Below are 13787 nucleotides of genomic sequence, written 5' to 3'. Positions count from 1 at the left end.
AGGCTGCCCCAGTTAAATTCGCCAAATAAATAATTCGATGTATCAGTTGTTATCCGTTATTTCTTTTAACTTATTTCCCTATTTCAAAAGGGCTTCAAGCTTTTCTTCATTGTAATCATTTCTGTCATAATGCACGCTCGAAGCATCATTCATTGCATGATTCTGTTATCTGTCACAAATTTCTTTTGTAATTTTATTTTGACATCATTTCCCTGTGGGAGAGGGTAAGGGCAACAGGCCGCAATGCGCCGTATTTTGCCGGGTGGCGGCTTCGCCTTACCCGGCCTACGGGTTCGTGGGAGAGGGTTGGGGTGAGGGCATCAGGCCGCAATATGCTGTATTTTGGCCTACCCAGCTAGCGGTGCAATTTCCCGTGATCCCGCAGCCACGCCGCTGTACGCACAATCCCTTCATCCAGCGACACCACCGGTTTATAGCCCAGTTCACGCTCGGCGCGGGAAATATCCAGCGTAAAATCAAAGTTCAGCTTTGATACGCCATAGTGTGTCAGCGCTGGCTCTCTGGCCGATTTATTGCCAAAGCGCTCCATGCTGCGGGCGATCATATCCAGCATCGGATACGGCACCGAGCGAATGCGGCAGTGGATGTTTAGCTCATCGATCAGGCGCTGCACAATGCTGCGTAGCGTTTGCGGTTCGCCGTTGGTGATGTTGTAGGCCCGGCCTGACACCAGCTTATCGCAGTCAGGCTGGCTGGCCAGCCACATGGCGTGGACGGCGTTTTCATAGTAGGTCATGTCTACCAGCGCATCGCCCCCGCGCGGCAGCAGCACGCTGCCATAGTGGTGCATCATTTGCGCCAGTCGCGGGATAAACACCTTGTCGTGCGGCCCGAAAAGGCTCTGCGGACGCAGGACGGTGAAGCGGGTATGCGGGTTTGACTGCGCCAGCAGGTCGATCACCTCTTCGCTGGCTGCTTTGCTGCGGGCAAATTCACAGGCAAAGCGCGCCGGACGGAAATCTTCCTGAATATCGCGGTGGTGATGATAGTCAAAATAGAGCGACGGGGAAGAGATATGAATGAAGTTACGCACGCCCCAGGCGACGGCCCATTCACCCAGACGGCGCGTGGCGCGCACGTTGGCGAGGTCGAACGCTTCCTGCGTTCCCCACGGGGAGGTAAAACTGGAGCAGTGCCACAGCGTATCAATACCGGCCAGCATCACTTTGGCCTGAGAGGAGACCAGCTCCGTCAGGTCGGCATGGACAAATTCAGCGCCCATTTTTTGCAGCAGCTTGCCCATCGCTTCGTTGCGACCGGTCGCCCTGACGCTGATGCCTTTGTTGCGCAGAAATTCGACCGCATTTCGGCCTAAGCCGCTGGTCGCCCCGGTCACCAGTACCTTCATATCGATCCACTGTGTTGAAAGAATTTCGTGCGCATTCTTTCGTGAATTACGGCCGTATGCAATGGGAAACGTGAAAGAATAAGCGTTTTATTTAGATCTTTTCCCGCTTTGCTTCTGCAATTTGCGCAATGCGCTTCGCCATGCCGCGGAAGATAAACAGGTGCGCCGGGATCATAAACAGCCAGTAGAATAGCCCCGGCATACCGTGCGGATGCCACCAGGCACGGACGTCGAGTTCACGGCGATCGCCCTTGTCTTTCAGCGTAAAGCAGAGCCGACCAAGCCCCGGCGCTTTCATGCCAAATAGCAGCGCCAGCTGCTTTTCAGGCTCAACGATAATCACCTTCCAGCTGTCGACCGTATCCCCCACCTTAAGCCAGGGATGCGCAGGGCGGCCTTTCGCCAGCCGATGACCGACCAGCAGATCCAGCGCGCCCCGCGTTTGCCAGAGAATATTGCCGAAGAAATAGCGCTCTTTGCCGCCAATCTGGTTGATGGTTTCCCACAGCGATGCCAGGCTCGCCTGGGTTGTGACGGTAAAGCCGGCCTGCTTCGGGTAGTAACCGTACTCGGGGCGCCAGCGGGCAAAGGCCTGCGCGTCGTAGCCCCAGTCGCTGGAGTTGACCAGCTTCTCTTCCTCTTTCAGGGTGTGGCGCACGGCGTCGTCAAAGCGGATCAGATCCTGCGGGATGAGGGCGCGTAGCGCGCGATCGTCGGCTAACAGATCGTGTTTCAGCCCCTGAATCAGCGCTTTCGCGGTGGTTGGCGGCACGGAGGTGATGACGTTTAAAAACCACACCGAGATCCAGCGGGTCGGGAAGGGGATCGGCACCAGCCAGCGGCGGCGTCCGCTTACGCGCATAAAATGTTCGAACTGCTCCTGATAGCTCAGCACCTCCGGGCCTGCGGCTTCCAGCACGCGATGCTGCTCGCCCGGATGGTCCAGCAGTGCAACCAGATAGTGCAGCAGGTTCTCCAGCGCGATGGGGGTGGTGCGCGAGCGCACCCAGCGTGGCGGCGTCAGGATCGGAAGGTTATAAACCATGTCGCGCATCACTTCGAAGGCGGCAGACCCGGCACCGACGATGATCCCGGCGCGCAGTTCGGTGACCGGGATAGCGGCGCTGCGCAGGGTCTCTGCCGTCAGCTGGCGGGCGCGAAGATGGTCGGACTGCTCGCTTTCAGGGGCCTGCAGCGAGCTTAAAAAAATCACCTGTTTTACCGGCGTTTGCAGCAGGGCGTCGCGAACGTTCATCGCTACCTGACGCTCGTGAGCGAGGAAGTCGCCGCCTTCGCCCATGCTGTGAACCAGGTAATAAAGCGTATCAACCCCTTCCAGCAGCGCGGGCAGCTCTTTCGGCCAGGTCAGGTCGACGCTGTGACAGGTGACGCCGGGCAGGTTTTGCTTTTGTAGGCGCTCAACGCTGCGTGCCACCGCCAGCACCTGATGCCCCTGCTGGCTTAACGCGACGATCAGATGCTGGCCGATATAACCGCTGGCGCCGAGCACCAGAATACGTTGTGGCACGTTGCTCTCCTTAATTAACGCTGTAAAAACGCCTGCCAGTGTTTGACCACGTCCGTGAGCTGCTCGCGATTGACGTCGAGATGCATGACCAGGCGTACCACCGGTGAGGCGTTGATCAGCACGCCACGCGCCTTCATAAATTCACCCAGCGCCGCAGCGTGCTCGTCGCCCACGCGGACAAACAGCATGTTGGTGTCGTGGCGCATGACGTCCGCACCAATCTCACGCAGCTGTACCGCCATCCACGCGGCGTTCTCGTGGTCGTCCTTCAGGCGTGCAACGTTGTTGTTCAGCGCATACAGCCCGGCAGCCGCCAGGATCCCTGCCTGACGCATGCCGCCGCCGGTCATTTTGCGCCAGCGATTCGCACGCTTGATGTAATCCGCGCTGCCGACCAGCAGCGAGCCAACCGGCGTGCCTAATCCCTTCGAGAAGCAAATGGTGAACGAGTCACAATATTGAGTGATGGCTTTCAGCTCGCAGCCGTACTCGACCACCGCGTTGAAAATGCGCGCGCCGTCAACGTGCAGGCCCAGCCCGCGCTCGCGGGTAAATTCCCACGCCGCTTTCAGGTATTCGCGCGGCAGGACTTTGCCGTTATGGGTATTTTCGAGGCTCAGCAGCTTAGTACGGGCAAAGTGGATGTCGTCGGCTTTGATTTTCGCAGCGACTTTATCCAGGGGAAGGGAGCCGTCCGGCGCGGCGTCAATCGGCTGCGGCTGAATGCTGCCGAGCACCGCTGCGCCGCCGGCTTCGTACAGATAGTTATGCGCACCCTGGCCAACAATGTACTCTTCGCCGCGCTCGCAGTGGCTGAGCAGCGCCACCAGGTTGGCCTGGGTTCCGGTCGGCAGAAACAGCGCCGCCTCTTTACCGCTTAGCTCTGCGGCATAGCGCTGCAGTTCGTTAACCGTCGGATCATCACCGTAGACGTCATCCCCGACCGGGGCGGCCATCATTGCATCAAGCATGGCGCGGCTCGGCCGGGTGACGGTATCACTGCGTAAATCAATCATCTCACATCCCTATAGTTAAAAAGGTAATGTGAGATGTTTTACCTGAGCCAGTTGGTTTTTGCCAGTTCCATCACCTCGTCACCGCGTCCGTTGATAATGGCGCGCAGCATATAGAGGCTAAAGCCTTTGGCCTGCTCCAGCTTGATCTCCGGTGGGATCGCCAGCTCGTCTTTGGCGACGACGACGTCCACCAGCACCGGACCGTCGATGGAGAACGCGCGCTGCAGGGCTTCATCAACCTCTGAGGCTTTCTCCACGCGGATGCCGGTGATGCCGCAGGCTTCGGCGATGCGGGCAAAGTTGGTGTCGTGCAGGTCGGTACCGTCCGTCAGGTAGCCGCCAGCCTTCATCTCCATCGCCACGAAGCCCAGCACGCTGTTGTTGAAGACCACGATTTTGAGCGGGAGCTTCATCTGCACCACCGACAGGAAATCCCCCATCAGCATGCTGAAGCCGCCGTCGCCGCACATCGCCACCACTTGACGTTCCGGTGCGGTAGCCTTCGCGCCCAGCGCCTGCGGCATGGCGTTTGCCATCGAGCCGTGGTTGAACGAACCGAGCAGGCGGCGTCTGCCGTTCATTTTCAGATAACGTGCTGCCCAGACGGTCGGCGTGCCGACGTCGCAGGTGAAGATGGCGTCATCGTCCGCGAAGCGGCTGATCTGCTGAGCCAGGTACTGCGGGTGAATTGCTTTGTCGCTTGGCTTCGCCAGGTCGTCCAGATCCTTGCGCGCATCGCGGTAGTCGCTCAGCGCTTTGTCGAGGAATTTGCGGTCGGTTTTCTCTTCCAGAAGCGGCAGCAGGGCGCTAAGCGTGGACTTAATATCACCTATCAGCGCCATATCGACCTTACAGTGCGACCCGATGCTGCCCGGGTTGATGTCAATCTGGATGATTTTGGCATCCGTCGGGTAAAACGCGCGGTACGGGAACTGGGTGCCGAGCAGCACCAGCGTATCGGCGTTCATCATGGTGTGAAAGCCGCTGGAAAAGCCGATCAGCCCGGTCATGCCGACATCGAATGGGTTGTCGTACTCGACATGCTCTTTGCCGCGCAGGGCGTGGACAATCGGCGCTTTAAGCTTTTCAGCAAACGCCAGCAGCTCCTGGTGCGCACCCGCACAGCCGCTGCCACACATCAGGGCGATGTTGCTGGAGTAGCGCAGCAGTTGCGCCAGCTTTTTCAGCTCCTCTTCGGCAGGCGTGACCACCGGCTGCGGCGCGTGATACCAGTGACTGCTGGCGCCCTCCGGCGCGGCCTTGAGCGCCACGTCACCAGGCAACACCACCACCGACACGCCGCGGTTCAGCACGGCTTTGCGCATTGCAATCGCCAGCACCTGCGGGATCTGCTCCGGGGATGAAACCAGCTCACAGTAGTGGCTGCATTCACGGAACAGCTCCTGCGGATGCGTCTCCTGAAAATAGCCGCTGCCGATTTCGCTCGACGGGATGTGGGCGGCAATCGCCAGCACCGGAACATGGTTACGGTGGCAGTCGAACAGGCCGTTAATCAGATGCAGGTTGCCCGGCCCGCACGATCCCGCGCAGACCGCCAGTTCACCCGTAAGCTGCGCTTCTGCGCCTGCGGCAAAGGCGGCAACCTCCTCATGGCGGGTCGGCATCCATTCGATGGTTTTCATCTTATTGAGGCTGTCGCTGAGTCCGTTCAGGGAATCGCCGGTGACGCCCCAGATACGTTTTACGCCAGCCTGTTCAAGGGTTTTTGCTATGTAAGCAGCCACGGTTTGTTTCATGGGTGTCCTTCTCCTTTTTGTGATATCGCTTACAAGCTTAGAAGAAAGTCGGCGCATTGCCCGTTAAATCCCCCGCTGCGCACAGCGATTTGCGGGGGCGTGGGGGGTGTTGTTCATGGGGAACTACCACACCAGTGCGGGTGAAAACCCTTTTTTTAGAGCATGTGTAAGTTGTTGAATTTTCATGGGGCTGTGGAGGTTTCTGGAAAAAGGGTGTGCAGAAGAAAGTGAGGGGATAAGATTTATTTTACAATGAGATAGGATTAGATTGTGTGAGTTCACTGCCGTACAGGCAGCTTAGAAAATCATCTTCAGGGGTTGGGGTTGCCGTGAATAGTTCACTGCCGTACAGGCAGCTTAGAAAATTAATGGGTCTGATACAAGCCACGCAAACCTGTTCACTGCCGTACAGGCAGCTTAGAAAGCTCTGTGATGAAGTCGAACGATGTAATAAATGTTCACTGCCCCACCGGCAGCTTAGAAATTCCCCCCCCACACTCCCCGTAGGTCGGGTAAACGCAGTGCCACCCGACAAAAAAGCCCGGTGGCGCTAACGCTTACCGGGCCTGTGAGCGAACCTTTACGTTTTATGCGAGGACAAGATCGCCCTGCGGATGACAGGAGCAGGCCAGCACGTAACCGTCGGCGATTTCTGCGTCCGTCAACGTCATGGTGCTGCTCACGGTGTACTCGCCGGAAACCACCTTCGTTTTACAGCAGCCGCACACGCCAGCGCGACAGGCCGCGACTACCGGCACCTTGTTGCTTTCCAGTGCTTCCAGCAGCGTGGTGCCCACGCGGCCAAAGAAGGTTTGCGCAGGTTGCAGCTTAGTGAATTTGATCCCGCTGGTTGCCGCTTCGGCGACAGGTGTGAAGAACTGCTCTTTAAAGAAGCGGGTCACACCCAGCGCTTTAACCTCTTTTTCCACGATATCCATGTACGGCGCAGGGCCGCAGGTCATCACGGTGCGGGAGGCAATATCCGGCACGCTTTGCAGCAATTCCCGGCTTAAACGACCAGAGACAAAACCGTGGGTAGCGTTATTTTCCGCTACCAGCGTGACCGGGTAGTTACGCCACTCCTCGGCAAAAATCACATCGTCTGGCGAGCGGACGCTGAAGATCACCTGCACGTCGGCCTGCGGGCGGTTTTTCGCCAGCCAGCGGCGCATTGACATTACGGGCGTCACGCCGCAGCCGGCGGCCAGCAGCAGGAATTTATCATCTGCTTTGTCGTCACAGGTAAACTCGCCCTGCGCGTCTGAAAGCCAGATGTAATCCCCACGCTTCACGTCGCGGGTCAGCCATTCGGAACCTGCACCCTCATCAATGCGACGGATGGTAAGCGTAATGTACTCGCTCACGCCCGGCGTGGAGGAGAGGGTGTAGGCGCGCAGGGTGTCCGCAGCGTTGCGGACACTGACCAGCGCATACTGACCTGCACGATACGGATAGTAGTCATGGCACAGCAGTGACAGCGTCCACACATCCGGCGTCTCCTGATGGATGTGATGAACCTGCATCCGCCACGGACATTGTGAGGTTGGCATGGTCATGAATCTCTCCTTACGCGCTCAGCAGCTCTTTCATATCTTCTTCAACGGTGGTCACGGAACGCAGACCAAATTTCTCGTTCAGCACGGCAAGCAGGTCCGGCGTCAGGAAGCCAGGCGCGGTCGGGCCGGTCACGATGTTGGTCACGCCCAGTGAGAGCAGGGTCAGCAGGATGACAATCGCTTTTTGCTCGAACCAGGAGAGCACCAGTGACAGCGGCAGGTCGTTCACGCCGCAGCCCAGTTTCTCTGCGAGGGTAACGGCCAGAATGATGGCTGAGTAGGCGTCGTTACACTGACCGGCATCGACCAGACGCGGCAGGCCTTCGATGTTGCCGAAGTCCAGCTTGTTGAAACGGTATTTCCCGCACGCCAGCGTCAGGATCAGGCAATCATCCGGTACGCTGGTGGCGAAATCAGTGAAGTAGTTACGCTCGCCGCGCGCGCCGTCACAGCCGCCAATCAGGAAGATGTGGCGCAGTTTTTCACGGCTCACCAGGTCGATGAGGGAATCTGCCGCACCCAGCAGGGTTTCGCGGCCAAAGCCCACGGTGATCAGGTGTTCGATTTCGCTGTAAGGGAAGCCAGCCATCTGCTGCGCCTGGGCGATAACCGGGCCGAAATCGTCGCCTTCGAGGTGGCTCACGCCCGGCCAGCCGACGATGCTGCGGGTCCAGATGCGGTCATCATACGCGCCCACGGTAGGGTCGATGATGCAGTTAGAGGTCATCACGATTGGGCCAGGGAAGCGGGCAAATTCAACCTGCTGGTTCTGCCAGCCGCTGCCGTAGTTCCCGACCAGGTGTTTGAATTTACGTAGCTCCGGGTAGCCGTGTGCAGGCAGCATTTCACCGTGGGTATAGACGTTAACGCCGGTGCCTTCGGTTTGCTTCAGCAGGTTGTAGAGATCTTTCAGGTCATGCCCGGAGATCAGGATACATTTGCCTTCGGTCGCTTTAACGTTGACCTGGGTTGGCGTTGGGTGGCCGTAGGTGCTGGTTTCACCGGCATCCAGAATGCTCATTACCTTGAAATTCATCTGGCCGATTTCCATTGAGCACTCCAGCAGAGCGTTCATGTCGGAAGGCCAGGTGCCGAGCCATGCCATGATTTTGTGGTACTGGGCATAGATGTCGTTGTCGTACTGGCCGAGAACGTGCGCGTGTTCCATATAGGCTGCGGCACCTTTCAGGCCGTACAGGCACAGCAGACGCAGGCCAAGAATGTTCTCGCCAATCGCCGCTTTGTCTTTGTTCGGGGTAAATTCCGCCGCCTGACGCTGCAGGTCGCCGCTCACCAACTGCAGCTCGGCCATTGGGTTATCCACGCGCGCGCTGGCGTCGGCGTTCAGGCACTGGGCCTTCAGCGCTTCACGCAAGGCAATGGCTTCGCGGGCATAGCCGACGATGCGAGGAGAATCAAAGTTAACGTTGGTCAGCGTGGAGAAAAATGCGCGTGGCGCGAAGCTGTCGACGTAGTGGTCGATAATACCGTATTCGCGGGCTTTGAATGCCCATGCGGAAAGCCCTTGCAGGGAAGCGATCAGCAGATCCTGCAGGTCTGACGTCTCGGCGGTTTTACCGCACATCCCCTGCGCCCAGGAGCAGCCATTGCCTGCCGGAGTACGGATGGTTTGTTCACATTGCACACAAAACATAATCACACCTGTTAAAGTTATATTTGATATACATGTTTAAGGTTATGCCTGTGCCACAGCGGAGAAAAGGGGTTTCTTCTACAAAATAGAGGGATATTGATTTAGCGCAATTTTGGCGGCCTGAATCGGCCGCCTCGTGGCTATCAGGCGGAGAAAAAGGCCATCAAAACAGGGACCAGCAGGCTTAAAATAAACCCGTGGACGATGGCGGCAGGGACCATCTCAAGGCCACCTGAACGCTGCAGGACCGGCAGGGTGAAGTCCATCGACGTGGCACCGCACAGGCCGAGCGCGGTGGAGCGGCTGCGGCGCACCAGACCGGGGATCAGCATGATGGCAATCAGCTCGCGCGCCAGATCGTTAAAGAACGCCGCGCTGCCAATGACCGGGCCGAACGATTCGGTCAGCAGAATGCCGGACAGCGAATACCAGCCAAACCCCGAGGCCATCGCCAGCCCGGTTTTCAGCGGCAGGCCAAGAATAAAGGCGTTAATGACGCCCGCCACCAGGGAACTGACCACCACGATCACCGCCACCATCATGCCGCGACGGTTAAGGACAATCTGTTTTAAGGTCATGCCGTTATTGCGCAGCTGAATGCCAATCAGGAACAGCAGGAAAATCAGGGTATATTCGCTGGCCTCGGTGGCATGCTGTAAAAAAGACCATCCGGTCAGTCCCAGCAGAAAACCCAATACCACGACACCGCATAATTTTAACGATTCGAGCGCCATGGCAATACGGGACGGCAATTTTTCCTGATGGTGGGTATTTTTCCATGGAATAGATCGTTCCAGCCAGAAGAGGGCGGCAATATTACAGGCTAAAATAACCACCGCCGTCACGGCAGAATAATGCAGGATGGAAAGTAAATTGGTCGCCAGGTTATCCAGGAACGCCAGGCTGATCCCCATAAAGAAAAGAATAACGTAGACAATCCAGCTGAGAAAACGGTTGATGAGCCTTAAAGCTGATTCACGACGCAGCGGAATGAGGTAGCCCACAATGAGGGGCAGAAGAATGATGAGGAGTCCTGAAAACATGAACAGCCGGTCCTTATGGGTATTTGTTAAGCGCCAAAGACACTACCCAATAACGGCTGCCCAGTAAAGCCACAAAAATAAGCCGGGTGGGACCCGTAGGCCGGGTAAGGCGAAGCCGCCACCCGGCACAATACCGCGCGTTGCAGTCTGATGCCCTCACCCCAGCCCTCTCCTACTGTACAGTCCGGGGAGAGGGAGAAAACACGCATTCTCTGCCACAGGGAGAGGAAAAGAGAAAAACGTTAATCGCGTTTTTCCAGCAGGGTGCGGTAGAGCAGGCCGCCCAGAATACCGCCGACGATCGGCATCACCCAGAACAGCCACAGCTGCTCAAGCGCCCAGCCGCCCTGGAAAATGGCAACCGCGGTGCTGCGTGCCGGGTTAACGGAAGTGTTAGTGACGGGAATGGAGATCAGGTGGATAAGCGTCAGCGCCAGGCCAATAGCAATGGGGGCAAAACCTGCGGGCGCATGTTTATCCGTTGCGCCGTGGATCACCAGCAGGAAGCCTGCGGTAAGGACAATCTCAATCACAATTGCAGACAGCATAGAGAAACCGCCTGGTGAATGCGCACCGTAGCCGTTAGAGGCGAAACCGCTGGCTGCGGCGTCAAAGCCCGCTTTACCGCTGGCAACAACGTACAGCACTGCGGCGGCAATAATACCGCCCACAACCTGAGCAATAATATAACCAAGGATATCTTTCGCCGGGAAACGACCGCCTGCCCATAAACCTAAAGTTACCGCCGGGTTAAAATGACCGCCGGAAATATGCCCGACGGCATAGGCCATGGTTAATACGGTCAAACCAAAAGCCAGCGCCACACCGACAAAACCAATGCCTAATTCCGGAAATGCGGCTGCAAGAACGGCGCTACCGCAGCCACCAAACACCAGCCAGAATGTACCAAAACATTCTGCCGCCAATTTTCTAAACATAACCACCTCAAATAATAAACTACCGCACACGTATTGCCGTGCGCGGGGGATATCGTCAAAAAAGGATGACGATTTAAAGAGCCGCTATTTTAAAAACCCATTCCATACCTTCGCCACTCAAATAAATTCGTTTAATTTGATTTAAGGCAAGGTGTTGTGAATCCTTGCTTCGGATTGACCTTACACAGGCAATGGGTATTTCTTGACAAGACTATTCATATATTGCGGTGTTCCGAAAGGGTGCATCCCGCTATACTGCTGATAACTTGAAGGAAAAAGTGGCCATCTCGCGGGGGATTTATGCTTCTCGAACGTGTGGAAATTGTCGGGTTTCGCGGTATTAACCGTTTGTCGCTGCAGCTTGAGCAGAACAACGTCCTGATCGGTGAGAACGCCTGGGGTAAATCCAGCCTGCTGGACGCGCTGACGCTGCTGCTTTCGCCTGAAGAAAAGCTCTACCATTTTGTTCATGATGACTTCTGGTTCCCGCCGGGCGATGTGACTGGCCGCGAGAAACACCTGCATATTATTCTGACCTTCCGTGAGTCCGAGCCGGGGCGGCATCGCGTGCGCCGGTTCCGCCCTATGTCGCCCTGCTGGGTACCGTGCGCCGATGACTATCACCGCATTTTCTACCGTCTGGAAGGGGAGCTGGCCGGGACGGACAGCGTGTTAACCCTGCGCGAATTCCTGGATGAGAAAGGCAACCCCATTCCGCTGGAGAATATTGACGAGCTTGCCCGCCATCTGAACCGGCTGATGCCCGTGCTCCGGTTGCGCGACGCGCGTTTTATGCGACGTATCCGCAACGGCACGGTTCCGGATATGCCGGACGTTGAAGTCACTGCCCGCGAGCTGGATTTTCTGGCGCGCGAGCTGGTCTCCCGGCCACAGAATCTTACCGACGGGCAGATCCGCCAGGGGCTGTCGGCCATGGTACAGCTGCTGGAGCACTATTTCTCCGAGCAGGGGATGTCGCCTTCTCGCCACCGGCTGATGCGCCGCCGCTCCCACGATGAACAACGCAGCTGGCGCTACCTGGATATCATCAACCGGATGATCGACAGGCCCGGCGGGCGCACCCATCGGGTTATTCTGCTGGGGCTGTTCTCAACGCTGCTGCAGGCGAAAGGCACCGTCCGTCTGGACCGCGATGCGCGGCCGCTGCTGCTGGTGGAAGACCCCGAAACCCGTCTGCATCCGATCATGCTCTCCGTGGCGTGGCATCTGCTCAATTTGCTGCCTCTCCAGCGCATCACGACCACCAACTCCGGGGAGCTGCTCTCCCTTACGCCGGTCGAATACGTCTGTCGCCTGGTGCGCGAATCATCCCGCGTTTCCGCTTACCGGCTGGGGCCGGGCGGCTTAAATGCCGAGGACGGGCGGCGCATTGCCTTTCATATCCGCTTTAATCGCGCCTCCTCGCTTTTTGCGCGCTGCTGGCTGCTGGTGGAAGGGGAAACGGAGACCTGGGTGATCAACGAGCTGGCGCGCCAGTGCGGCCATCACTTTGACGCCGAAGGGATCAAGGTGATTGAGTTTGCCCAGTCCGGGTTAAAGCCGCTCATTAAATTTGCCCGCCGGATGGGCATTCAGTGGCATGTACTGGTAGACGGTGACGAGGCGGGGAAAAAGTACGCCTCCACCGTGCGCAGCTTGCTGAACAATGACCGGGAAGAAGAGCGCGATCATCTGACCACGCTGCCCGCGATGGACATGGAACACTTTATGTATCGTCAGGGTTTCGATGATGTGTTTCACCGCGTGGCCATGGTGCCGGTGGATGTCCCGATGAATATGCGTCGGGTCATCGCCAAAGCCATTCACCGTTCGTCAAAACCGGATCTGGCGATTGAAGTGGCAACGGAAGCGGGAAGACGCGGCGTGGAGTCGGTGCCGACGCTGCTGCGCAAAATGTTCTCCCGCGTGCTGTGGCTGGCACGCGGGAGAGCGGATTAACTGCGGCTGGCCTGGGTCACCTGGGCGATCAGGCTGTCAAGCAGTTCATAGCGGCGGCGGTATTCTGAGCGTTTTTTGCTCGCTATCTCTTCCATTGGTTTGCGCGGCATGGTCAGCGGCAGGGCAAAATTGCCGTCGTCCTGCGGTTGGCCGCCAATCGAGCGCCAGAAACTGTCGTAATCGGCCAGCAGTTTTCCCTCTTTTTTCTTGCGGTAGCGCCAGCTGCGATAGATATGGGTGGCGTTACTCACCGCGATAATCTGCTCTACCGGGAAGGTCGCGCCAAGCGTCATGGCCGCTTCCACCAGCAGGCGTTTCGGGAATAACCCGTGGCAGGCTTTGGTCGCACCCTGAATCATCTCGTGCGGGACGTGCGCTTTGGCGCCCTGAAGCCCGCCAATAAAGAGGGTGGATTTTCCGTTAAACTCGCATAACGTGAAGGTCATCTCGGCCAGCACGGTATGTTGATGGTCGCAAAAGGCGAGAGTCGCTTCGCCTTCTTTATCCAGGAACGCGTCTGCGCACAGGCGAACGGTAAACTGCTGTTCATCTTTACCGGTTAAGGTCAGCAGCGTCGCACCCTGATTTGACAGATAACCGTTGAGCAGCGCAGCAGGAAGATGACGACTCATGGCCTGATAGTGCCAGTTAATTGACGCCAGCGCGCGTGCGCGGTCCATATTGACGGTCAGCCAGGGGCGATGCAGGCGGCACGGCAGGCCGGGCTGTACCCGAAGCATTTGTATCAGACGCGGTTGCTTTGCCAGGTCTGCCAGCAGCCGGGCAGTGCTGAAAGGCGTAGCCAGCGAACGTAACAGGAATTTACGCCGATAGGCCGGGTTTTGCCACGCCAGGCCCGGAGTGAGGGTACCGCGCGCCAGGCATTTGAAAAGCTGCCAGCCGGATTTGGGTTGTGGCAGGTGTGAATAAGGTGTATCGACGATGGAAGACATGATAGATCCTGCTT

10 protein-coding genes are annotated in these 13787 nt (G+C 57.5%); 1 reads left to right on the top strand and 9 read right to left on the bottom strand.

Features of this window, described 5'->3' with window-relative positions:
* Nucleotides 1–355 precede the first annotated feature (355 nt).
* The 8 genes from FFS28_RS05145 to aqpZ all read right to left on the bottom strand — a co-directional run bounded on the left by FFS28_RS05145 (nt 356) and on the right by aqpZ (nt 10861).
* Nucleotides 356–1369 carry a 3-beta-hydroxysteroid dehydrogenase gene (locus tag FFS28_RS05145; RefSeq protein ID WP_088207909.1) on the bottom strand — a complete coding sequence of 338 codons (1014 nt, stop codon included), beginning with the start codon at nt 1367–1369 and terminating at the stop codon, nt 356–358.
* Between the two features lie 91 nt (nt 1370–1460).
* Nucleotides 1461–2897 carry an SDR family oxidoreductase gene (locus FFS28_RS05140; protein WP_137848966.1) on the bottom strand — a complete coding sequence of 479 codons (1437 nt, stop codon included), beginning with the start codon at nt 2895–2897 and terminating at the stop codon, nt 1461–1463.
* A gap of 14 nt (nt 2898–2911) precedes the next feature.
* Nucleotides 2912–3913 carry a low-specificity L-threonine aldolase gene (gene ltaE / locus FFS28_RS05135; RefSeq protein ID WP_137848965.1) on the bottom strand — a complete coding sequence of 334 codons (1002 nt, stop codon included), beginning with the start codon at nt 3911–3913 and terminating at the stop codon, nt 2912–2914.
* Nucleotides 3914–3951: 38 nt separating this feature from the next.
* Nucleotides 3952–5670, bottom strand: a complete 1719-nt coding sequence (poxB, locus tag FFS28_RS05130; protein WP_137848964.1) for a ubiquinone-dependent pyruvate dehydrogenase — start codon at nt 5668–5670, stop codon at nt 3952–3954.
* Nucleotides 5671–6257: 587 nt separating this feature from the next.
* On the bottom strand, nt 6258–7226 hold the full coding sequence (gene hcr / locus FFS28_RS05125) for an NADH oxidoreductase (protein ID WP_137848963.1): 969 nt from the start codon (nt 7224–7226) through the stop codon (nt 6258–6260).
* 10 nt (nt 7227–7236) lie between these two features.
* The gene (hcp, locus tag FFS28_RS05120; RefSeq protein ID WP_137848962.1) at nt 7237–8880 is read right to left on the bottom strand and encodes a hydroxylamine reductase; all 1644 of its coding nucleotides are present in this window, start codon (nt 8878–8880) and stop codon (nt 7237–7239) included.
* Nucleotides 8881–9023: 143 nt separating this feature from the next.
* Nucleotides 9024–9923 (bottom strand): LysO family transporter, encoded by a 900-nt coding sequence (locus FFS28_RS05115; RefSeq protein ID WP_006174379.1) that lies wholly within the window; start codon nt 9921–9923, stop codon nt 9024–9026.
* Nucleotides 9924–10165: 242 nt separating this feature from the next.
* Nucleotides 10166–10861 (bottom strand): aquaporin Z, encoded by a 696-nt coding sequence (gene aqpZ / locus FFS28_RS05110; RefSeq protein WP_058609249.1) that lies wholly within the window; start codon nt 10859–10861, stop codon nt 10166–10168.
* Nucleotides 10862–11161: 300 nt separating this feature from the next.
* Here aqpZ and FFS28_RS05105 point away from each other — a divergent pair, with 300 nt between their 5' ends.
* Nucleotides 11162–12820 (top strand): ATP-dependent endonuclease, encoded by a 1659-nt coding sequence (locus FFS28_RS05105; protein ID WP_006174385.1) that lies wholly within the window; start codon nt 11162–11164, stop codon nt 12818–12820.
* Here the strand turns inward: FFS28_RS05105 and FFS28_RS05100 are convergent.
* The gene (locus FFS28_RS05100; protein WP_137848961.1) at nt 12817–13773 is read right to left on the bottom strand and encodes a VirK/YbjX family protein; all 957 of its coding nucleotides are present in this window, start codon (nt 13771–13773) and stop codon (nt 12817–12819) included. The genes FFS28_RS05105 and FFS28_RS05100 overlap by 4 nt on opposite strands.
* Nucleotides 13774–13787: the final 14 nt, after the last annotated feature.

The organism is Enterobacter sp. 2VL (genome assembly GCF_005503595.1).
Lineage (GTDB): Bacteria > Pseudomonadota > Gammaproteobacteria > Enterobacterales > Enterobacteriaceae > Enterobacter > Enterobacter cancerogenus.
This window is presented reverse-complemented; position numbering and strand designations above follow the sequence as displayed.